The organism is Pseudomonas sp. 203-8 (assembly GCF_020708595.1).
Lineage (GTDB): Bacteria > Pseudomonadota > Gammaproteobacteria > Pseudomonadales > Pseudomonadaceae > Pseudomonas > Pseudomonas aeruginosa.
This window is the reverse complement of the sequence record NZ_JAJFDF010000006.1, coordinates 72988-93541: the sequence shown is the minus strand read 5'-3', so window position 1 is coordinate 93541 and position 20554 is coordinate 72988. Positions and strand designations below refer to the sequence as shown.

Below are 20554 nucleotides of genomic sequence, written 5' to 3'. Positions count from 1 at the left end.
CCTCGACAGGATGTCGGCTCGGCCTCACCCAAGACGCCGAACCGCATGCGTTTTGAAGGGCGAACGACCGGCCAGGATGGCCGGGCCGGGGTGGGCTGAACGACGAAGCCTCGACAGGATGTCGGCTCGGCTTCACCCCAGACGCCAAACCGCATGCGTTTTGAAGGGCGAACGACCGGCCAGGATGGCCGGGCCGGGGGTGGGCTGAACGACGAAGCCTCGACAGGATGTCGGCTCGGCCTCACTCCAAGACGCCGAACCGCATGGTTTTTGAAGGGCGAACGGCCGCAGGACGGCCGTGCTCCTGTGGTTCCTGCCTACAACGCAAACGGCAAATGAATCTCCACGTTCTGCCGTTGCGCCAGGCGCATCTCGAACTCCGCCGGATCATGGATCAGCACGTCCTGTCCGGCGAACGCCTCGGCGGCGATCAGTCGCGACAGCCAGAAGCGCACGCAGGCGACCCGCAGCATGCTCGGCCAGTGCTCGGCTTCCAGCGCGGTGAACGGCCGGCGGTTGGCGTAGGCGGCGAGCAGGGCGCGGGCGCGGGCCGGGTCCAGGCTGCCGTCGGTATTGGAGCACCAGTCGTTCAGGGTGATCGCCAGGTCGTAGAGCATCCAGCCGGAGCAGGCGTTGTAGAAGTCGATCAGGCCGGCCAGGTGCGGGCCGTCGAACAGCACGTTGTCGCGGAACAGGTCGGCATGCAGGTTGGCGCGCGGCAGCGCTGGACGCTCGGCATCCAGCGCGGCGATCTCCGCCAGGGCCGGGGCGAGCAGGGCGCGGGCCTGTTCCGGTAGTCGCGGGGCGAGGTTGGCACCTTGTTCCAGCATCCAGGGCAGGCCACGGTCGCTCGGGCGTTCGAGGATGCGCCCGCGGGTGGCGGCGTGAAGGTGGCCGAGCAGATCGCCCACTTCCTGGCAGTGGTGGGCGTTCGGCTGCCGCTCGTGGCGGCCGGCCAGGCGCGGTTGCAGCAGCGCCGGCTTGCCTTCGAGACGGCGCAGGGCCTCGCCGTCGCGGGTGCGCAGGGCGTAGGGCACCGGCAGGCCGTCCTCGTGGAGCACGTCGAGCAGTTCGATGAAGAACGGCAGGTCCTGCACCGGGCCGCGCTCGACCAGGGTCAGGACGAACTCGCCGTGTTCCAGGCTGACGAAGAAGTTGCTGTTCTCGGAGCCTTCGGCGATGCCACGGAAATCCCGCAGGCGGCCCAGGTCGTAGGGGGCGAGGAAGGCTTCCAGGGTCGAGCGTTCGAGTGGGGTGAACACCGACATGTCAGCGCGGCCTCGCCAGGTTGGAAATGCACATCACCAGCTGAAGATCTCCCATTGTGGAATCAGCTTGTCCGGCTGGTCGGAGCGAATGAAGTTGCCATCGCTGCCGTCGGCGCGGACCAGGAAATAGGGTTTGCCATGCTTGGGAACCACCTTGATGGCGTAGAGGAAGCCATTCACGCGGTATTCCTGGATGGTCTTGTCGCCCTCCTGGCGGATGGTTACGTCGGGCTCGCCGGAGGGCGCGTCGTCGTCCGCCGCCATCGCGACGAGCGGGGCGAACGCCAGCAGTCCGGCGAGCATCAAGCGGTTCAGCGTACGCATGGTAACCTTGCTCCTTTATCGAATCGTCCAGGGTTCATTCTACACGCCCTGGTCTCCGGAAAAGGTTGATTCCCCTCATGAGCCAAGCGCCCCTCGTCCTGGTGGACGGTTCCTCGTACCTGTACCGCGCCTTCCATGCCCTGCCGCCGCTGACCACCTCGACCGGCAAGCCCACCGGTGCGGTGAAGGGCGTGCTGAACATGCTCCTGAGCCTGCGCAAGCAGTACCCGGACAGCCCGTTCGCGGTGGTCTTCGACGCCAAGGGCCCGACCTTCCGCGACGAGCTGTTCGCCGAGTACAAGGCCAACCGGCCGTCGATGCCCGACGACCTGCGGGTCCAGGTCGAGCCGCTGCATGCCAGCGTCCGCGCCCTCGGCCTGCCGCTGCTGTGCGTGGAGGGGGTCGAGGCCGACGACGTGATCGGCACCCTGGCGCGCAGCAGCGCCGCGGCTGACCGCCCGGTGGTGATTTCCACCGGCGACAAGGACATGGCGCAACTGGTCGACGGGCACATTACGCTGGTCAACACCATGACCGGTAGCCGCCTCGACGTGGATGGCGTGAAAGAGAAATTCGGCGTCGGTCCTGAGCTGATCATCGATTTCCTCGCCCTGATGGGCGACAAGGTCGACAACATCCCCGGCGTTCCGGGTGTCGGCGAGAAAACCGCGCTGGGCCTGCTGACCGGTGTCGGTGGCGGCCTGGAGGTGCTCTACGCCAGCCTGGACAAGGTGCCCGAGCTACCGATCCGCGGCGCCAAGGGCTTGCCGGCGAAGCTCGAGGAAAATCGCGAGCAGGCGTTCCTGTCCTATCAACTGGCGACCATCAAGACCGACGTCGAACTGGACGTGGAGATCGACAAGCTGTATCCCGGCGAGCCGCAGCGCGAAGCGCTGATCGCCCTGTACCGCGAGCTGGAGTTCAAGAACTGGCTGGACGACCTCCTGCGCGAGGCCAAGGAGGCCGGCGAGAACGGCGAGGCGGAAACGCCTATCCAGGCCGAGGTCGACTACGACGTGGTGCTCGACCAGGCCGGATTCGACGCCTGGCTGAAGAAGCTGGAGGAGGCCGAGCTGATCGCCTTCGATACCGAGACCACCAGCATCGACGCCCAGCAGGCGCAGGTGGTGGGGGTGTCCTTCGCCGTGAAGGAGGGCGAGGCCGCCTACGTGCCGCTGGCCCACAGCTACATGGGCGTTCCCGAGCAACTGGACCGTGACGCGGTGCTGCGTGCGTTGAAACCGCTGCTGGAGGATCCGAAGAAGCTCAAGGTCGGCCAGCATGCCAAGTACGACATCAATGTCCTGGCCAATGCCAGCACCCCCATCGCGCTGCGGGGCGTAGCCTACGACACCATGCTCGAGTCCTATGTGCTGGACTCCACCGCCACTCGCCACGACATGGACAGCCTGGCCCTGAAGTACCTCGGCCACAGCACCATCCGTTTCGAGGACATCGCCGGCAAGGGCGCCAAGCAACTGACCTTCGACCAGATCGCCATCGAACAGGCCGGGCCCTATGCGGCGGAGGACGCCGACGTGACCCTGCGCCTGCACCAGGCCCTGTGGCAGAAGCTGGAGGCGATCCCGTCCCTGGCCAGGGTCCTGACCGACATCGAGATGCCGTTGGTACCGGTGCTGGCGCGGATCGAGCGCAACGGCGCGCTGGTCGACGCCAACCTGCTGGGCATCCAGAGCCGCGAACTGGGCGAGAAGATGGTCGCCCTGGAGCGCCAGGCATACGACCTGGCAGGGCAGGAATTCAACCTCGGCTCGCCCAAGCAGCTCGGCGCGATCCTCTACGACAAGCTCGGCCTGCCGGTTCTGAGCAAGACCGCGACCGGCCAGCCGTCCACCGCCGAGGCAGTGCTCGCCGAACTGGCCGAGCAGGACTTCGAGCTGCCCAAGGTGATCATGCAGTACCGCTCCATGAGCAAGCTCAAGAGCACCTACACCGACCGCCTGCCCGAGCAGATCAACCCGCGTACCGGACGCATCCATACCTCATACCACCAGGCGGTGGCGGCTACCGGGCGGCTGTCGTCGAGCGACCCGAACCTGCAGAACATCCCGATCCGTACCGCGGAGGGCCGGCGCATCCGCCAGGCGTTCGTCGCGCCGCAGGGCTACAAGCTATTGGCCGCGGACTACTCGCAGATCGAGCTGCGGATCATGGCCCACCTGGCCAAGGACGATGGCCTGCTGGATGCCTTCCGCCACGACCTGGACGTACACCGCGCCACCGCGGCGGAAGTCTTCGGCGTGCCGCTGGAAGACGTCAGCGGCGACCAGCGACGCAGCGCCAAGGCGATCAACTTCGGATTGATCTACGGCATGAGCGCCTTCGGCCTGGCCAAGCAGATCGGTGTCGAGCGCAAGGAGGCCCAGGCCTACATCGACCGTTACTTCGCCCGCTACCCCGGCGTCCTGGCGTACATGGAACGGACCCGCGCCCAGGCCGCGGAGCAGGGCTTCGTCGAAACCCTGTTCGGCCGTCGCCTGTACCTGCCGGAGATCCATTCGAAGAACGGCGCCATGCGCAAGGCCGCCGAGCGCACCGCGATCAACGCGCCGATGCAGGGCACGGCGGCGGACATCATGAAGCGCGCCATGGTCGCTGTGGATAACTGGCTGCAGGAAAGCGGCCTCGATGCCCGGGTGATCCTCCAGGTGCACGACGAACTGGTGCTGGAAGTGCGCGAGGAGCTGGTCGAGCAGGTGTGCGAGGGAATCCGCCCGCTGATGAGCGGAGCGGCGACCCTGGACGTACCGCTGGTGGTCGAGGCGGGTGTCGGTTCGAACTGGGACGAAGCCCACTGATGAACGGTTGCGAGGCCCGTGTGGCGGGCCTTGCGAGCAGGTCCGGAGTGCCCGGTGAGGGTGCCGTGGAAAAGTTTTTCGCGGTGCGCTGAACTTTCCCGTTTTGCCGACAGTCAGAACACACGAATGGCTTCTTGAGCCCTTCGATGCTCCTTTGCAGTGTTTAGTGTTGGCAGATTCCTGGACCCCGCCCTAGCGGTCCGGACTTGAACCCCGAACTTCCCCCTCCCCATACGAAGCTCGGGGTTTTTTTTGCCTGGAATTCAGGCTTCCTCGAACGCCTCTTGTTCCTCGTCCAGCAGGCCCAGCCATTGCGCCAGGACCATTTGCGCCTCGTCGATGCCCTGGCGCTTGGGCGCGGAGAACAGTTGCAGGGTGGCGACGTCGCCCCAGCCTTGCTGGACTTCCCGGCGTACCTTGAGCAGGGCGTTCTTGGCCGCGCCGAAGGCCAGCTTGTCGGCCTTGGTCATCAGCACATGGATCGGCAGCTGGCTGGCCTGTGCCCAATCCAGCATCAGTCGGTCGAAGTCGGTGAGCGGGTGGCGGATGTCCATCATCAGGAACACCCCGGCCAGGCTTGCGCGGCTGCTCAGGTAGGCTTCCAGGTGGCGCTGCCAGTGCTGCTTCAGGGGGATCGGCACCTTCGCGTAGCCGTAGCCGGGCAGGTCCACCAGGCGCCGCGAGTCGTCCAGGGCGAAGAAATTGAGCAGTTGGGTACGTCCCGGGGTTTTCGAGGTGCGCGCCAGGTTGGCGTGGGTGAGGGTGTTCAGCGCGCTCGACTTGCCGGCATTGGAGCGCCCGGCGAAAGCGACTTCCAGGCCCTCGTCGGGGGGGCACTGGTCGACCTGGGCGGCACTGATGAGAAAGCTGGCCTTCTGGCACAGGCCGACGATGGGGTTCTTCTCTGACATGGGTTATCCACAGGGGTGCGACTCGGTGTCGCGGGGGGCTGTTTCGTTTCCGTTTCGGTATCGGAAGTATATAATGCCGCGGATTTTGTGTGCGCTTTATCCCCCAGGGTCGAGCGCGCGCGGGAACGGACAGAGCATTTTCCGCGCGGTAGAACGCGGGCGTTCCCCCTGATGAGGACGATCATGAAGAAACTGCTGCTCGCAGCGACAGTCGTTGCGGTGGCCGTTACGGCGCAGGCGGCGCAGGACCCGGAAGCAGTGTTCAACCGGACCTGTGGCGCGTGTCACGACGGCCAGCTGCCGATGGCGCCGAAAAAGGGCGACCATGCCGCCTGGGAGCCGCGGCTGGCCAAGGGCATGCCGACCCTGGTCCAGCATGTGACCAACGGATTCAACGCCATGCCGCCCCGCGGCCTGTGCACCGACTGCAGTGCCGAAGACTACCAGGCAACCATCCAGTGGATGGTGAAGAAGTAGCCGAAGCCCACTATCTTTCACCCTTAGCCGTAATTGGATTAGCTGATGAACAAACTTCTCGTGAGTCTGCTGTTGACCCTGGGTCTGACCGGCCTTGCCCATGCCGCTGGCGATGCCGCCGCGGGCCAGGCGAAAGCCGCGGTGTGCGGCGCCTGTCACGGTGCGGATGGCAACAGCCCGGCGCCGAACTTCCCGAAACTGGCCGGCCAGGGCGAGCGTTACCTGCTCAAGCAGATGCATGACATCAAGGACGGCAAGCGTACCGTGCTGGAAATGACCGGGCTGCTGACCAACCTCAGCGACCAGGACCTGGCCGACATCGCCGCCTACTTCGCCAGCCAGAAGATGAGCGTCGGCATGGCCGATCCGAACCTGGTGGCCCAGGGCGAAGCGCTGTTCCGCGGCGGCAAGATCGCCGAAGGCATGCCGGCCTGCACCGGTTGCCATTCCCCGAGCGGCGTCGGCATCGCAACCGCCGGTTTCCCGCACCTGGGCGGCCAGCACGCGACCTACGTGGCCAAGCAGCTGACCGACTTCCGCGAAGGTACCCGCACCAACGACGGCGACACCAAGATCATGCAGTCCATCGCCGCCAAGCTGTCGAACAAGGACATCGCCGCGATTTCCAGCTACATCCAGGGTCTGCACTGATCGCTGCGTAGCACGGCAAAAAAGATGTATGAAAAAGGGTGGCCTCGGCTGCCCTTTTTTGCGTCCGCCATCGCTACAATGCTGGAACCCGTGACCGCTCCCCCCGGTCGAACTGACCGGGCCGAACCCGGCCGGAGAGCGGCACTGACCTCGCCTAGGAGTGAACGATGCGTAACCTGATTCTCACCGCCATGCTGGCCATGGCCAGCCTGTTCGGCATGGCCGCCCAGGCCGACGACTATACCGCCGGCAAGGAATACGTCGAGCTGAGCAGCCCGGTGCCGGTGTCCCAGCCGGGCAAGATCGAAGTGGTGGAACTGTTCTGGTATGGCTGCCCGCATTGCTACGCGTTCGAGCCGACCATCGTGCCGTGGAGCGAGAAGCTGCCGGCAGATGTCCATTTCGTGCGCCTGCCTGCCCTGTTCGGCGGTATCTGGAACGTCCATGGGCAGATGTTCCTGACCCTGGAAAGCATGGGTGTCGAGCATGACGTACACAACGCCGTGTTCGAGGCGATCCACAAGGAGCACAAGAAGCTCGCCACTCCGGAAGAAATGGCCGATTTCCTCGCCGGCAAGGGCGTGGACAAGGAAAAATTCCTGAGCACCTATAATTCCTTTGCCATCAAGGGCCAGATGGAAAAGGCCAAGAAGCTGGCGATGGCCTACCAGGTCACCGGCGTACCGACCATGGTGGTCAATGGCAAATACCGCTTCGACATCGGCTCCGCCGGTGGTCCGGAGGAAACCCTCAAGCTGGCCGACTACCTGATCGAGAAAGAGCGCGCAGCGGCCAAGAAGTAGGCAAGGTGATTCGGCATGTTGCGCCGCTGGCAGCGTGAACCTCGGGTCGCAGGTAGCTGCGACCCGCGAGTGAACCCCTCCTGTGACGATTCGCGGGAGCTGCCCGACGACGGCCGCCTGCGCCTTCTCAGCTTCAACATCCAGGTCGGTATCAGCACCGAGCGCTACCGCCACTACCTGACCCGCGGTTGGCAGCACCTGCTGCCCCACGCGGGGCGGGCGACCAACCTGAAGCGGATCGGCGAACTGCTCGCCGACTACGACCTCGTCGCCCTCCAGGAAGCCGACGGCGGCAGCCTGCGTTCCGGCTACGTCAATCAGGTCGAGCACTTGGCCCAGTTGGGGGCGTTCCCCTACTGGTACCAGCAGCTCAACCGCAACCTCGGGCGTATCGCCCAGCACAGCAACGGCCTGCTCAGCCGCTGGCGGCCGACCCTGCTGGAAGATCATCCGTTGCCCGGTCCGCCGGGACGCGGCGCGATCTTCGTGCGCTTTGGCGAAGGCGCCGACGCGCTGGTGGTAGTGATGATGCATCTCGCTCTCGGCGCTCGCACCCGCACCCGCCAGCTCGCCTATATCCGCGAGCTGATCGGCGACTACCGCCACCAGGTGCTGATGGGCGACATGAACACCCACGCCGTCGATCTTCTGGAAAACTCGCCCCTGCGCGACCTCGGCCTGATGGCGCCGCAGGTCGAGGCGACGTTTCCCAGCTGGCGGCCGCAGCGCAATCTCGATCACATCCTGCTCAGTTCCGATCTCGCTCTCGAGCGGGTCGACGTACTCGACCAGCCGATCTCCGACCATCTGCCGGTATCGGTGGAGATTCGCCTGCCGGACAACCTGCGCGACAAGGCCTTGGTCGTGCGCGGGGATGCCGGGAGTCCGCCATGAGTCGCGACGACGTCCAGCGCTGGAAAGACAAGTACCTGGAGAACATCGAGCAGCAGGAGCGCCTGCAACGGCGCTGGGGTGCCCGGATCGACCTGCTGCGTCGCGGCCTGGTGCGTAGCAGTCTGGCGGCCGAAGGCAGCGACAAGGCGGTCGACCAGTGCATGAAGGAGCTGCGCGAGATCCTCCGTCGCGACGACATGGACGCCGGCCTGTCGGGCCTGATTCCGCGCCTGGAAAAGGCCGTGCTCGACTCCGAACAGCGCCGCCAGCAACGCACCCAGCAGAACATCGATGCTCTCGGCGAACTGGCCCAGCAGTTGCTGGCCCTGGACCTGCCGCGGGAACTGCGCAAGCCGCTGAAGCAGTTCGCCCGCGATATCGAGGAGCGCGCCCGGCAGTCGCGCGAGATTCCGATCCTGCTCAGCGAGCTGAGCAGGCTGCAACGCCAGGCGCTGGCCGAGCGCAAGGGCGGCGATGCCGAAGACGGTCGCCCGAGCCTGTTGCAACGCCTGTTCGGCGGCAAGGAGTCGGAAACCACCGCGGAGCCGAGCGCATCGGTGCCGTCCGTTGTGGCGGCAAGCAATACACCGATCCAACCGGCGGCGGCCGCGCCGTCCCTGCCGGTCGCCGAGCACGACGAGGCGCCAGGCGGTCCGCCGCAGCCGTTGCCCGCCCGCACGGTCGCCGCCATCGAAAGCGCGCCAGCGGGTTGGGTCGGGGTCGCCGAGCGTGGCGAGCCGAACCAGATCCTGCTGGATGAGCCCCGGGAAATCTGGCTCGACAGCCTGCCGCTACCGGCCGGCCTGAGCTTTAGCGAGACGCTGGAAGAAGCGGGTGCGGAGCCGTCGCCCGCAATGCCGGCGGACGTTGAAAGCGCGCCCGAAGCTCCGGCCACCCCTGTGGATAACCTCGACGGGCAGGCGGTAGACGAGGCCTATGAACTGCCGCCGCCGATACCGGAGCCCGGCTACAGCGCGGTGGCGCCGCACATCGAGGCCAGCCTGCTGCGGCTGCTCGACGGCCTGTCCCTGCCGAGCAGCCACCAGCCCCAGGCCGAGGCGCTGCGGGAGCGGATCGATGGCAGCCTGAACTGGTATGAGCTGGTGCCGGTACTCGACGACCTGGCGGTGCTGGTGCTGTCCCTGGCGGACAGTGGCCAGCGCGACTTCGAGGAATACCTGCGGCAACTCAACGAGCGCCTGGAAAGCTTCCTCGGCCACCTGGGCGACGCCCACGCCGGCTATACCGACGTGCTGGACAACGCGCGCGGCTTCGACCAATCGCTGCGTGAGCAGGTCAGTGGCCTGCAGGCCAGCGTGCAGCAGGCGACCGACCTGAACAGCCTCAAGCTGGCGGTGGACAGCCGGCTGAACGGCCTGCTTGCCTCCATGGACGAACACCAGCGCGAACAGGCCGAGCACGAACAGGAGGTGTCCGGCCGCCTGCAGGCGCTGATGGAGCGGGTCAACAGCATGGAGCAGGATGCCAAGGCGTTCCACAGCCACCTGGAGGACCAGCGACAGAAAGCCCTGACCGATCCGCTGACCGGCCTGCCCAACCGCGCGGCGCTCAGCGAGCGCCTGGAACAGGAAGTGGCGCGCCGGCACCGGGACGGCGGCGATCTGCTGCTGGCGGTGCTGGACATCGACCACTTCAAGCGGATCAACGACGACTTCGGCCACCTGGCCGGGGACAAGGTGCTGAAGATCATTGCCGGCGAATTGCGCAAACGGTTGCGCCAGGCCGATTTCATCGCCCGTTTCGGCGGCGAGGAGTTCGTCGTCCTGCTCCCGGCCACGTCCCTGGAAGCCGGCCGGCAACTGCTCGAACGGCTGCGCGCGGCGATCGCCGCCTGTCCGTTCCATTTCAAGGGCGAGCCCCTGAGCATCACCTGTTCCGCCGGCATCACCGCGTTCGAAGGCAACGAGGCCGGCGAAGCGGTTTTCGAGCGTGCCGACCAGGCGCTGTATCGAGCCAAGCGCGCCGGCCGGGACCGCCTGGAAGTGGCCTGAAGGGCGACCAGCGCACATTCCGACGACTCGGGACGGGCTCGCCTGCAGGTGTTGCCGCGGCTCGCTAGAATGGTCCCGCCCGGTAGAATGACCGGCTGTCCCGCTCTGGAAACTCCCATGGATATGTTCGGCGTCGCCGTCCTGATCTTTCTGGTCACCGACCCCTTCGGCAACATCGCCGTGTTCCTCGCCGCGCTGAAAGGCGTCGCACCTGGGCGCCGCCTGCGCGTGGCGTTTCGCGAGCTGGCCTTCGCCCTGGGTCTGCTGCTGCTCTTCCTCACCCTCGGCGAGCACATCCTCAGCGGCCTCGGCCTGTCCCGCGAGGCGACCGGGATCGCGGGTGGCATCATCCTGTTCGTGATCGCCATGCGCCTGATCTTCCCGTCGCCCCAAGGGCTGCTCGGCGAAGTGCCCGACGGCGAGCCGCTGCTGGTACCCCTGGCCACCCCGGCGGTGGCCGGGCCCTCGGCGCTGGCGATGCTGATCACCCTGCGCACCACCTTCGACGGTCCGCTGTGGGAGCTTTACCTGGCGGTGGTGCTGGCCTGGGCCGCTACTGCGCTGATCCTGCTGCAGGCGGCGTTCCTCCAGCGTTTCCTCGGCCCGCGCGGGCTGACCGCCATCGAGCGGCTGGCCGGCATGCTGCTGATCATGCTCAGCGTCGATATGCTGTTGGACAACCTGCGCAGCGTGTTGCACATCGCCGCCTGACCGCGCTGCCCATTTTTTTCGGAGTCATCATGCGTTCGTTCGTTCTACTGGCTTTCACCCTGTCGCTGCTGGCCGGCTGCTCCAGCGGCCCGCGCCTGAACACCGACTACACCTCGGCGAACCAGGACAGCCGCGTCCAGTTCATCGTCCTCCACTACACCTCCACCGATCTGCCGCATTCGCTGGGCATCCTCACCCACGGCGGCGTCAGCGCGCACTACCTGATCGGCGACGACGAGCCGGCCACCGTCTACCGCCTGGTGGATGAGAACCGCCGCGCCTGGCACGCCGGGGTCAGTGAATGGCAGGGCCGGACCTGGCTGAACGCCACCTCGATCGGCATCGAGATCGTCAACCAGGGCTATCGCGATACACCCCAGGGGCGGGTCTGGTATCCGTTCAGCGAAGCGCAGATCCAGGCGCTGATCCCCCTGCTGAAGGACATCGCCAAGCGCCACGGCATCACCCCGGACCGGATCATCGGACACAGCGATATCGCGCCGGGCCGCAAGGTCGATCCGGGTCCGCTGTTCCCCTGGAAGCGCCTCGCCGACGCCGGCCTGGTGCCCTGGCCGAAGCCCGGCGAATTGGCGCGCCGGCTCGCCGAACTGAACGGCCAGCTGCCGGATGTGCGCTGGTTCCAGCAGCAGTTGGCGCGGCACGGTTACCTGGTGCCGCAGACCGGCGAGCTGGAGAAGGACACCCGCGACGTCATCGGCGCTTTCCAGATGAAATACCGTCCGGCCCGCTTCGATGGCGAGCCGGACCTGGAAACCGCCGCCCTGCTGCTGGCGGTGCCGACTTCCTGAGGCCTGTGGAAAAGCCTGCCGGGAGCGGCCCCGGTCACACCGGCAGCAGCATGTAGAAGCGCGCGCCCTGGCCCGGTTGCGAGCGCACCGCGATGCGCCCGCCATGCAGCTGGATGATTTCCTTGCACAGCGCCAGGCCGAGGCCGGCGCCGCCCTTCTTGCGTCCGACCTGGACGAAAGGCTCGAAGATCCGTCCTTGCTGGCTGAAGGGAATGCCTTCGCCATTGTCTTCCACCGCGATCAGCACCCGGTCGCCCTGGCGCCGGGCCTGCAGGTGGATCTGCCCGCCTTCGCTGCTATGGCGCAGGGCGTTTTCCAGCAGGTTGTCGATCACCCGCTCGATCTGCAGGCGATCGAGCTGCAGGCGCGGCAGCTCATCGCCCAGCTCCAGTTGCAGCGAGACCCGGCGGGCCTCGCCCTTGGGAATGAAACGCTGCTGCGCCTGGGTGAGCAGGTCGACGAGGTCGCAGGAAGCCAGTTCGAGCTTCTGCATGCCGGTCTGGTAGCGCGAGAAGTTCAACAGGTCGTTGATCAGCAGGACCAGCCGCGACATCTCTTCGTCCACCGTCTGGATCAGGTCCGCTTCCCGTGACTCCGCGGGGAAGTCCAGGCGTTCGCGGAGCAGGCTGAAGGCCATCTGCATGCCGGTCACCGGCGTACGCAGTTCGTGGGAGGCACGCAGGACGAATTCGCTGCGGACCCGTTCGAAGGCGCGCTGCTCGGTCACGTCGCGGACCACCAGCACCGCGCCGACGCTATGCCCGCCGGGATGGGTGACCGGATACAGCGACCAGGCCAGCAGGCGCGACTCGCCGGCGACGTCCACCACCAGGTCGGGCATCGCCTCGTCCTGGACTTCGCCGAGCAGGGCCTTTTCCACCGCCTCCTGGACATCGACATCGCTGAGTATTTCGTCGATCCGCTTGCCATGGGGGTCGTTGGAGACGAACAGCTGGCGGATCGCGACCGGGTTGGCGTGTTCGATGCGTCCCTGGTTGTCGAAGATCACCAGGCCGTCGTCGATGCTGTCGAGTACCGCCTGCAGGCGCCGCTCGCCGGAAAGCACCTCTTCGACGCTGGTCTTGCGATACTGCCGCAGGGCCTCGGCCATCAGGCCGAAACGCCGGGTCAACTGGCCGACCTCGGCGACGTTGGTCATCGGCAGGGTCACGTCGAAATCGCCTTCGCCGATCCTGTCCGCCGCCCGCGCCAGGGTTTCGATCGGCGCGCCGAAGCGCCGGGCGATGCTGTGGGCGGTGACGAAACCGATCAGCAGGATGGCGACGCCCACCAGGCCAAGCAGGCCGGCGACCAGGTAGGCACGATGGCGGGCGCTGGTCTCGGCTTCGCTGATGCCGGCCAGCGCCAGTTGCTGCAGGTCCTGCAGGCGCAGGCGCAGGCCATTGAAGGCTTCGCTGAAGCCGTCGTTGTCGGCCATGGGCGCTTCGAGCAGGGCCGGGGTGTGCGCCTGCAGTTGCAGGTAGGCGTTGCGGACGCCATCCAGGGCGGCCTGCTCGGCGCTGTCGACGGTATTCGCCCGGCCCTGTTCCAGGACTCGTCGGAAGTCGTTTTGCGAGCGCTCCAGGGCCTGCCCGTCGGGGGTTTCGCGGAGCAGTATGACCAACTGGTCGCCGAGCAACTGGCGCAGTTGCTGGCTCACCTCGATGGTCGCGTAGTGGTGCGACATCCGTTGTTCCTGGGCGCGGCCGAGCTGCATCACGCTGAACAGCCCGAGCAGCAGGCCGAACAGCGAGACGGTGATCAGCGCGGAAATGCTGAGGAACAACCGGGTCCGGAGCTTCATCGGCAGCGGCATGCTCATAGGCCGTACTGCTTGCGCTTCCGGTACAGGGTCGAGGCATCGATACCGAGGGTCTTGGCGGCCTGGTCGAGGGTCGCGCTGGAGGCCATCACCGCCGTGATATGGGCTTTCTCCAGGTCTTCCAGGCTCAGCGATTCGCCGATCCGCGGCGCGCTGCTGGCAGATTGCGCAGCGCTGAAACCGAGGTGGTCGACATCCACCAGTTCCTGGTTGCAGATGATGCTGGCGCGTTCGATCACGTTGCGTAGCTCGCGTACGTTGCCCGGCCAGGGGTATTGCCGCATGGCCTCGCGGGCGGCTTCGCTGAAGCCGCGGGCGGGGCGGCCGTAGTCCTTGACGAAGCGGGCGAGGAAACGTTCGGCCAGGCCGAGGATATCCTCGGCGCGTTCGCGCAGGGGAGGCAGGTTGAGCACGATCACGTTGAGGCGGTAGAGCAGGTCCTCGCGGAACTGGCCCTGGGCGACCATCGCGCCCAGGTCGCGGTTGGTCGCGGCAAGGATGCGTACGTCGGCGCGGCGGGTCACCGGATCGCCGACGCGTTCGTATTCCTTGTCCTGGATGAAGCGCAGCAGCTTGGGTTGCAAGGTCAGCGGGAAGTCGCCGATCTCGTCGAGGAACAGGGTGCCGCCGTCAGCCTGGCTGACCCTGCCCAGGGTGCTTTCGGTGGCACCGGTGAAGGCGCCGCGACTGTGCCCGAACAGTTCGCTTTCCATCAGTTCGGCGGTCAGCGACGGGCAGTTGATGGTGACCTGGGGCTTCTTCGCGCGTTTGCTCCAGGTGTGGATGGCGCGTGCCAGTTCGCCCTTGCCGGAGCCGGATTCGCCGAGGATGAGGATGTTGGCGTCGGTCGCCGCTACCTGGCGCGCGGTCTCCAGTACCGCGGCCATGGCCGGGCTGTGCGATTCCAGGCCGTCGCCCTGGCGGCGCACTTCGTCCTCCAGGGCCTCCAGGCGCGCGGTCAGTTGGCGCACCTCCAGTTGCTTGGCGGCGGCCAGGCGCAGTTGGTCCGGGCTGCAGGGCTTGACCAGGTAATCCACCGCGCCGGCCTGCATGGCGTCGACCGCGGTATCCACCGCCGAATGCGCGGTGACGATCACCACGCGCATCCATGGCGCCTGGACGCGCATCTGGGCGAGAACGTCGAGCCCGTTGTCTTCGCCCAGGCGCAGGTCGAGGAAGCACAGGTCGAATACCTGGCGCTGCAACAGGGCCTCCGCCTGCGGCGCGCTGCTGGCGGTGGCCACGCTGTAGCCTTCGTCTTCGAGGCAATAACGGAAAGTGCGCAGGATCGCCGACTCGTCATCGACCAGCAGGATGCGCCCCTGTTTTTCGGAAGTGGTTTCCATCGTTGCTTTTTATCCTCTAGGGAATTCACTGCCATTCGGCTTCTGGGTTAGTCCCCGGAAAGCCCATGCAAGTTGCAGAGCGCCCCGCCGCCCATCCGGGCGGCCAGGGCGGCGTGCAACCTGCCGATGTCTGTTCTTGGGTTTTCGGGAAGCCGTGGCGGCTCCACGGATGGCTCCGGGTAGCAGGTGCCGGGTCGCTTCCCTGTTGCATGTGACAGCGTACCGCGCCGATCGTGCAAAACGCCCGGAATAATTTGTCGCGTCGTGCAGGATGAACTGCGCAGACTACCTGGGTTGTTTTATAACTTATTGAATTAAAAGTGTTTTTATTTTTCAGAAAGGCTGGCATGCGGCGTGCAATGAGGTAGTCACGGTCTCCCTGAAGAAAAAATGGACACAGGCCGGTTCGCTACCCCGATGGGCCTGGCCCCGAGGCGGTACCGACAGTTCCGAAGGCACACAGGAGAAAACATCATGCTTAGTTGGGCTATCACCTTTCTGATCATCGCCATCATCGCTGCCGTCCTCGGGTTTGGTGGCATCGCAGGTGCCGCCACCGGAATCGCGAAGATCCTCTTCGTGCTGTTCCTGGTGCTCTTCGTGGTCTCGTTCTTCTTCGGACGCCGTCGCGGCTAGCCGGATGCCAAGGAGAAAGCGATGCGACTCATGCGTAACCTGATGAACGCACTGCTGCTCGGTGCCGCCGCCAGTTCGCTGGCGGTGGCGGCCGACAGGGACGGCGAATACCGCTTGAACGAACTGCAGAGCACCGATGCCGGATACCGCAAGGCCTGGCAGAACCTGGTGGAAGACGAGAGCCGCTTGCCCGACTGGGTGATGAATCTCTCGGGAACCGCTACGCCGATGCATGCCGTCGACGACCAGGGCGACAAGTATCTGGTTGGCGGTCTCTGCGAGAAGTCCGATTGCAAGGGCCATCGCCTGCTGGTCGCCTTCGATTGGGACAAGAGTCATGCCTACGGGCTCTACGTGCAGGTGCCCGAAGGGCTGCCGCAGGACAAGTCGCCGAGCAAGCACGCCAGCTTCCGCTGGCTGGGCAAGCCGGAACCGGCGGTACAGAAGATCCTCGACGAACAACTCAAGGCCGATCCGAACTGGTACTGAGGCGGAACGGGCTTGCGTGACACCGCCCCGCCCGCAGCGGGGCATGGCCAGGGGACCGGGATGCGCTGGGTGAGGTCGATCCGGCGGGTTCCAGGGGTACAGGGAGTACCTCCTTCGGGGTCGGGCCAGGCGAAAACGCGCCGGAGGGGAGCCACCGTTGTCTCGCTGCCTTCCGGCGCGCTTCTATATATAGAAGGGGTACGACGCTCCGCCGTCCGGCGGAGCGTCGGCTTCCGCACCGATACTCCGCGAACTTCCCTGATATCGATCAATGCCTGTGGATGGCGGAGTCGTTTTACAATCGACCGCCCGCGCGTTCCGAGGCGCCCTCCCAGAAGGGCTTTACCGCGCGGTTATCCACAGAATGCCGCTTATCCACAGCCGGCGATGGCGTGCCGGACGGCGTTGCGTGTCCTGCGACCATCCATCGCAGCGATGATGAGCGACTTTCAACTTCCCAGGATGGGCACGTGGCTCCCGGGCCTTGCACGGAGTGCCTTCCGCTCCCTGTTCTTGTACGAAAATCAAGGGCAATTTCCTGTGGGACGGACGTTTCATTAGTGATTTCTCATGCCGATTCGGCATGGGGCAGTCACTTACGGCATTAGACGGGGTAGGGGAGCGCATGAATCATTGCGCCCTTTCGCCTGTCGGGAGCGACTCTCCCGTTGGAGCGACTCCCGACTTCCACAAGAATTAAGGGTGACGAAACATGGGTAAAGCCAAGCTAAGCCTCGCCTGGCAGATCGTGATCGGTCTGGCACTCGGTATCGCCGTCGGCGCAGTGCTCAACCATTTCAGCGCCGAAAAGGCCTGGTGGATCGCCAACGTGCTGCAACCGGCCGGCGACATCTTCATCCGTCTGATCAAGATGATCGTGGTGCCGATCGTGATTTCCTCGCTGGTGGTCGGCATCGCCGGCGTCGGCGACGCGAAGAAGCTTGGCCGCATCGGCCTGAAGACCATCATCTACTTCGAGATCGTCACCACCGTCGCCATCGTCGTCGGCCTGCTGCTGGCCAACCTGTTCCAGCCCGGCACCGGCATCGACATGAGCACCCTGGGTACCGTGGACATTTCCCAGTACCAGAAGACCACCCAGGAAGTGCAGCATGACCATGCGTTCATCGCGACCATCCTCAACCTGATTCCCTCCAACGTCTTCGCCGCCATCGCCCGTGGCGAGATGCTGCCGATCATCTTCTTCTCGGTGATGTTCGGCCTCGGCCTGTCGAGCCTGCCCAACGACCTGCGCGAGCCGCTGGTGAAGGTGTTCCAGGGCGTTTCCGAGACCATGTTCAAGGTCACCCACATGATCATGAAGTACGCCCCTATCGGTGTCTTCGCCCTGATCGCGGTGACCGTCGCCAACTTCGGCTTCGCCTCGCTGCTGCCGCTGGCCAAGCTGGTGATCCTGGTCTACGTGGCCATCGTCTTCTTCGCCCTGGTGGTGCTGGGCCTGATCGCGCGGATGTTCGGCTTCTCGATCATGCGCCTGATCCGCATCTTCAAGGACGACCTGGTCCTCGCCTATTCCACCGCCAGCTCGGAAACCGTGCTGCCGCGCATCATCGAGAAAATGGAAGCCTACGGCGCGCCGAAGGCGATCAGCAGCTTCGTGGTGCCCACCGGCTACTCCTTCAACCTCGATGGCTCGACCCTGTACCAGAGCATCGCGGCGATCTTCATCGCGCAGCTTTACGGCATCGACCTGTCCATCGGCCAGCAGATCATGCTGGTGCTGACCCTGATGGTGACCTCCAAGGGTATCGCCGGCGTGCCGGGCGTATCCTTCGTGGTGCTGCTCGCCACCCTGGGCAGCGTCGGCATCCCGCTCGAGGGCCTGGCCTTCATCGCCGGCGTGGACCGCATCATGGACATGGCGCGCACCGCCCTCAACGTGATCGGCAATGCCCTCGCGGTGCTGGTCATCTCCAAGTGGGAAGGCATGTACGACGCGGCCAAGGGCCAGCGCTACTGGGATTCGCTGCCGCACCTGCGGCAGGCGGTCGGCGAAGCCAAGGGCAAGCAGGCCACCCTCGAATAAGGCGGCTTCCCGCCCAGGAGGCCCCGGCATCGTCCGGGGCCTCGGCGTTTCTGGCGCCGGCACCGCCTGCGCCGCTATCATCCGCGCAACGCGGGGGATTCTGAATGCTGAACGGCTTGTGGTTGGGTTTTTTCCTGGTGGCGGCGGCGAGTGCGCTGGCGCGCTGGTTGATCGGCGGCGATGCGACGGTGTTCGCGGCGATGGTGGAGAGCCTGTTCGCCATGGCCAAGCTGGCGGTCGAGGTGATGGTCCTGCTGTTCGGCACCCTGACGCTCTGGCTCGGCTTCCTGCGCATCGCCGAGAAGGCCGGGCTGGTGGAGCGCCTGGCGGTGCTGCTCGGTCCGTTGTTCCGCCGGCTGATGCCGGAAGTGCCGCCGGGGCATCCGGCGATCGGCCTGATCACCCTGAACTTCGCCGCCAATGGCCTGGGTCTGGACAACGCCGCCACGCCGATCGGCCTGAAGGCGATGAAGGCGTTGCAGGAGCTCAATCCCAGCAGCACCACCGCGAGCAATGCGCAGATCCTCTTCCTGGTGCTCAACGCCTCGTCCCTGACCCTGCTGCCGGTGACTATCTTCATGTACCGCGCGCAGCAGGGCGCGGCCGATCCGACCCTGGTATTCCTGCCGATCCTCCTGGCCACCAGCGCCTCGACCCTGGCCGGCCTGCTGTCGGTGGCGCTGATGCAGCGCCTGCGCCTGTGGGACCCGGTGGTGCTGGCCTACCTGATCCCCGGCGCGTTGCTGCTGGCCGGCTTCATGGCGGTGCTCGGCACGCTCTCGGCCACCGCGCTGGCGCAGCTGTCCTCGCTGCTGGGCAACCTGACGCTGTTCAGCCTGATCGTGCTGTTCCTGATCGTCGGCGCGCTGAAGAAGGTGCCGGTCTACGAGAGCTTCGTGGAGGGGGCGAAGGAAGGTTTCGACGTCGCCAGGAACCTGTTGCCCTACCTGGTCGCGATGCTTTGCGCGGTTGGCGTGCTGCGCGCCTCCGGGGCGCTGGAAGTGGTACTCGGCGGGATACGCTGGGCGGTCGAGGGGCTGGGCTGGGACAGCCGCTTCGTCGAGGCGCTGCCCACCGCGCTGGTCAAGCCGTTCTCCGGCAGCGCGGCGCGGGCGATGCTGCTGGAGACCATGCAGACCCACGGCGTCGACAGTTTCCCGGCGCTGGTCGCCGCCACCGTGCAGGGCAGTACCGAGACCACCTTCTACGTGCTCGCCGTCTATTTCGGCTCGGTCGGCCTGCAGCGCGCGCGCCACGCGGTGGGCTGCGCGCTGACCGCGGACCTGGCCGGGGTCATCGCCTCCATCGGCGTGTGCTACTGGTTCTTCGCCTGAGGTCGCCAGGCTTCGACGTCACTGGGTGACGTCGAAGCGCAGGGTGCCGATCATCTGTCCGGCCTCGGTGAGTACCTTCACCTGCCAGTGGCCGACCGGGTCGCCGGGGAAGTTCTGCTTGTGGGTCCAGGCCCGGTAGCCCTCCTTGCGGCCGCCGTGGATATCCAGGGCGATGCGGTCGAACTCCTTCCCGTTGAACATCCACACGTGATAGATGCGCTCGTCGAGGCCGCGCGGCGCGTTGATCGCGGTATAGGCGAACAGGCCCTGGCTGCGCAACTGGCTGGCGCCGATCTGCTCCAGGCTGTCGCCGGGCGTGCGGCTCTGGTCGTCGAACTGGCTGCTCACCGCCACTTCGGTCAGCCACAGGGTGGCCGGCGGTACCCAGGTGCGGCCGAACCATCCGGCCAGGCCCACCGCCAGGGTCAGGCCGAGAAGCAGGAAGCCGCGCCACCAGTGCTGTAGCGGGAAGGTCACGAGCAGGCTGGGGAAGGACAGCACGACGGCGATGCCCAGCGACAACCGGTAGCTTTCCGGGGTGGTCAGGTGCAGCAGGATCGGCAGCGAGGTCAGCAACACCGCGAACAGGGTCAGGGTGTGGTAGGCGAGGAACACCCAGCGACGCCTGGACAGCCAGCGATAGTAGAGCGGATCGGTGATGGAGATCAGCGCCGCGGCGGCCAGCGTCCCTGTGAACAGCGCCTGACCGCTGTTCCAGGTGGTGGTGATGAGAAAGAACGGGAGGACGAAGAACAGGCTTTCCTGGTGGATCAGTTGGGTCGCGTAGCGCAGCAGCGGCGCCGGGATCTCCCAGCCGAAGCGGCGGGCGAAGGTCTCCCGCAGGAGGTTCTCGAGGATCAACCAGACCCAGCTGACCAGCATGATGATCGCCAGCACCTGGGCGAAGCCCTTCTGCCGGTCGACCATGATGAAACTGAACACGCCCGAACAGAAGCCGAACAGGGCGATGGTGCGCGGATAGCGGGCCATCAGGCCGCCGACCAGGGCGATCAGTTGCTCCAGGCGGGCCTTGAGGACGGGGCGTTGTTGGTTGGGCATGGGGACCAGCGGGTTCTCGATCGGAGCTGCTCGGCCAGCCGGCCGGGGCGCGCAGCATAACCCCGGCCGGGTTTCCTGGGTATGAACGAAGGACAGCTGCCGCGTGGCGAATGTTTCCTTCGCCCGACAGAGGCTCCGCTCT

Annotated in this window: 18 protein-coding genes; 12 read left to right on the top strand and 6 right to left on the bottom strand. The window is 65.9% G+C overall.

Annotation, left to right across the window (positions count from 1 at the left end; all coding sequences use genetic code 11):
- Nucleotides 1-317 precede the first annotated feature (317 nt).
- Both LJF27_RS15205 and LJF27_RS15200 read right to left on the bottom strand, forming a co-directional pair.
- Nucleotides 318-1268 carry a homoserine kinase gene (locus tag LJF27_RS15205; RefSeq protein WP_003102827.1) on the bottom strand — a complete coding sequence of 317 codons (951 nt, stop codon included), beginning with the start codon at nucleotides 1266-1268 and terminating at the stop codon, nucleotides 318-320.
- Nucleotides 1269-1301: 33 nt separating this feature from the next.
- A complete protein-coding gene (locus LJF27_RS15200) occupies nucleotides 1302-1592 on the bottom strand; it encodes a DUF2782 domain-containing protein (protein WP_003096984.1) in 291 nt (96 codons plus the stop codon).
- Nucleotides 1593-1669: 77 nt separating this feature from the next.
- Here LJF27_RS15200 and polA point away from each other — a divergent pair, with 77 nt between their 5' ends.
- Nucleotides 1670-4411: a DNA polymerase I gene (gene polA, locus LJF27_RS15195; RefSeq protein ID WP_003118455.1), complete on the top strand. Its 2742-nt coding sequence runs from the start codon at nucleotides 1670-1672 to the stop codon at nucleotides 4409-4411.
- A 263-nt stretch (nucleotides 4412-4674) separates the two neighbouring features.
- On the opposite strand, the gene yihA is transcribed toward polA, so the two are convergent.
- On the bottom strand, nucleotides 4675-5322 hold the full coding sequence (gene yihA / locus LJF27_RS15190; RefSeq protein WP_003161102.1) for a ribosome biogenesis GTP-binding protein YihA/YsxC: 648 nt from the start codon (nucleotides 5320-5322) through the stop codon (nucleotides 4675-4677).
- A 183-nt stretch (nucleotides 5323-5505) separates the two neighbouring features.
- Here yihA and LJF27_RS15185 point away from each other — a divergent pair, with 183 nt between their 5' ends.
- The 7 genes from LJF27_RS15185 (at nucleotide 5506) to ampDh2 (ending at nucleotide 11679) form a co-directional block, all read left to right on the top strand.
- Complete coding sequence (locus LJF27_RS15185) at nucleotides 5506-5799, top strand: c-type cytochrome (protein WP_003096979.1); 294 nt, start codon at nucleotides 5506-5508, stop codon at nucleotides 5797-5799.
- A gap of 45 nt (nucleotides 5800-5844) precedes the next feature.
- A complete protein-coding gene (locus LJF27_RS15180) occupies nucleotides 5845-6450 on the top strand; it encodes a c-type cytochrome (protein WP_003102831.1) in 606 nt (201 codons plus the stop codon).
- A gap of 167 nt (nucleotides 6451-6617) precedes the next feature.
- Nucleotides 6618-7253, top strand: coding sequence for a thiol:disulfide interchange protein DsbA (gene dsbA / locus LJF27_RS15175; RefSeq protein ID WP_003096976.1), 636 nt, complete (start codon nucleotides 6618-6620; stop codon nucleotides 7251-7253).
- Between the two features lie 15 nt (nucleotides 7254-7268).
- Nucleotides 7269-8147 carry an endonuclease/exonuclease/phosphatase family protein gene (locus tag LJF27_RS15170; protein WP_003096975.1) on the top strand — a complete coding sequence of 293 codons (879 nt, stop codon included), beginning with the start codon at nucleotides 7269-7271 and terminating at the stop codon, nucleotides 8145-8147.
- The gene (gene dgcP, locus LJF27_RS15165) at nucleotides 8144-10159 is read left to right on the top strand and encodes a diguanylate cyclase DgcP (protein ID WP_023116847.1); all 2016 of its coding nucleotides are present in this window, start codon (nucleotides 8144-8146) and stop codon (nucleotides 10157-10159) included. Before LJF27_RS15170 ends, dgcP begins: the two co-directional genes overlap by 4 nt.
- A gap of 117 nt (nucleotides 10160-10276) precedes the next feature.
- The gene (locus LJF27_RS15160) at nucleotides 10277-10870 is read left to right on the top strand and encodes a MarC family protein (protein ID WP_003102836.1); all 594 of its coding nucleotides are present in this window, start codon (nucleotides 10277-10279) and stop codon (nucleotides 10868-10870) included.
- Nucleotides 10871-10899: 29 nt separating this feature from the next.
- A complete protein-coding gene (ampDh2, locus tag LJF27_RS15155) occupies nucleotides 10900-11679 on the top strand; it encodes an N-acetylmuramoyl-L-alanine amidase AmpDh2 (protein ID WP_003096970.1) in 780 nt (259 codons plus the stop codon).
- Between the two features lie 34 nt (nucleotides 11680-11713).
- Here the strand turns inward: ampDh2 and LJF27_RS15150 are convergent, their stop codons facing one another.
- Both LJF27_RS15150 and algB read right to left on the bottom strand, forming a co-directional pair.
- Nucleotides 11714-13501: a KinB sensor domain-containing domain gene (locus LJF27_RS15150; protein WP_003458303.1), complete on the bottom strand. Its 1788-nt coding sequence runs from the start codon at nucleotides 13499-13501 to the stop codon at nucleotides 11714-11716.
- Nucleotides 13498-14847, bottom strand: a complete 1350-nt coding sequence (gene algB, locus LJF27_RS15145; protein ID WP_003102840.1) for a sigma-54-dependent response regulator transcription factor AlgB — start codon at nucleotides 14845-14847, stop codon at nucleotides 13498-13500. Before algB ends, LJF27_RS15150 begins: the two co-directional genes overlap by 4 nt.
- 474 nt (nucleotides 14848-15321) lie before the next feature.
- Between algB and LJF27_RS15140 the strand changes: the two genes are divergently transcribed.
- From LJF27_RS15140 to LJF27_RS15125, 4 genes are all read left to right on the top strand, one after another.
- Nucleotides 15322-15483 (top strand): DUF1328 domain-containing protein, encoded by a 162-nt coding sequence (locus LJF27_RS15140; RefSeq protein ID WP_003096961.1) that lies wholly within the window; start codon nucleotides 15322-15324, stop codon nucleotides 15481-15483.
- 21 nt (nucleotides 15484-15504) lie between these two features.
- Nucleotides 15505-15972, top strand: coding sequence for an inhibitor of vertebrate lysozyme family protein (locus LJF27_RS15135; RefSeq protein WP_003102842.1), 468 nt, complete (start codon nucleotides 15505-15507; stop codon nucleotides 15970-15972).
- Nucleotides 15973-16684: 712 nt separating this feature from the next.
- Nucleotides 16685-18019, top strand: a complete 1335-nt coding sequence (gltP, locus tag LJF27_RS15130; protein ID WP_003096956.1) for a glutamate/aspartate:proton symporter GltP — start codon at nucleotides 16685-16687, stop codon at nucleotides 18017-18019.
- 104 nt (nucleotides 18020-18123) lie between these two features.
- Nucleotides 18124-19353, top strand: coding sequence for a nucleoside recognition domain-containing protein (locus LJF27_RS15125; RefSeq protein WP_003096953.1), 1230 nt, complete (start codon nucleotides 18124-18126; stop codon nucleotides 19351-19353).
- A gap of 18 nt (nucleotides 19354-19371) precedes the next feature.
- Here LJF27_RS15125 and LJF27_RS15120 read toward each other — a convergent pair whose 3' ends face one another.
- On the bottom strand, nucleotides 19372-20412 hold the full coding sequence (locus tag LJF27_RS15120; RefSeq protein ID WP_023116846.1) for a DUF5924 family protein: 1041 nt from the start codon (nucleotides 20410-20412) through the stop codon (nucleotides 19372-19374).
- Between the last annotated feature and the right edge of the window lie 142 nt (nucleotides 20413-20554).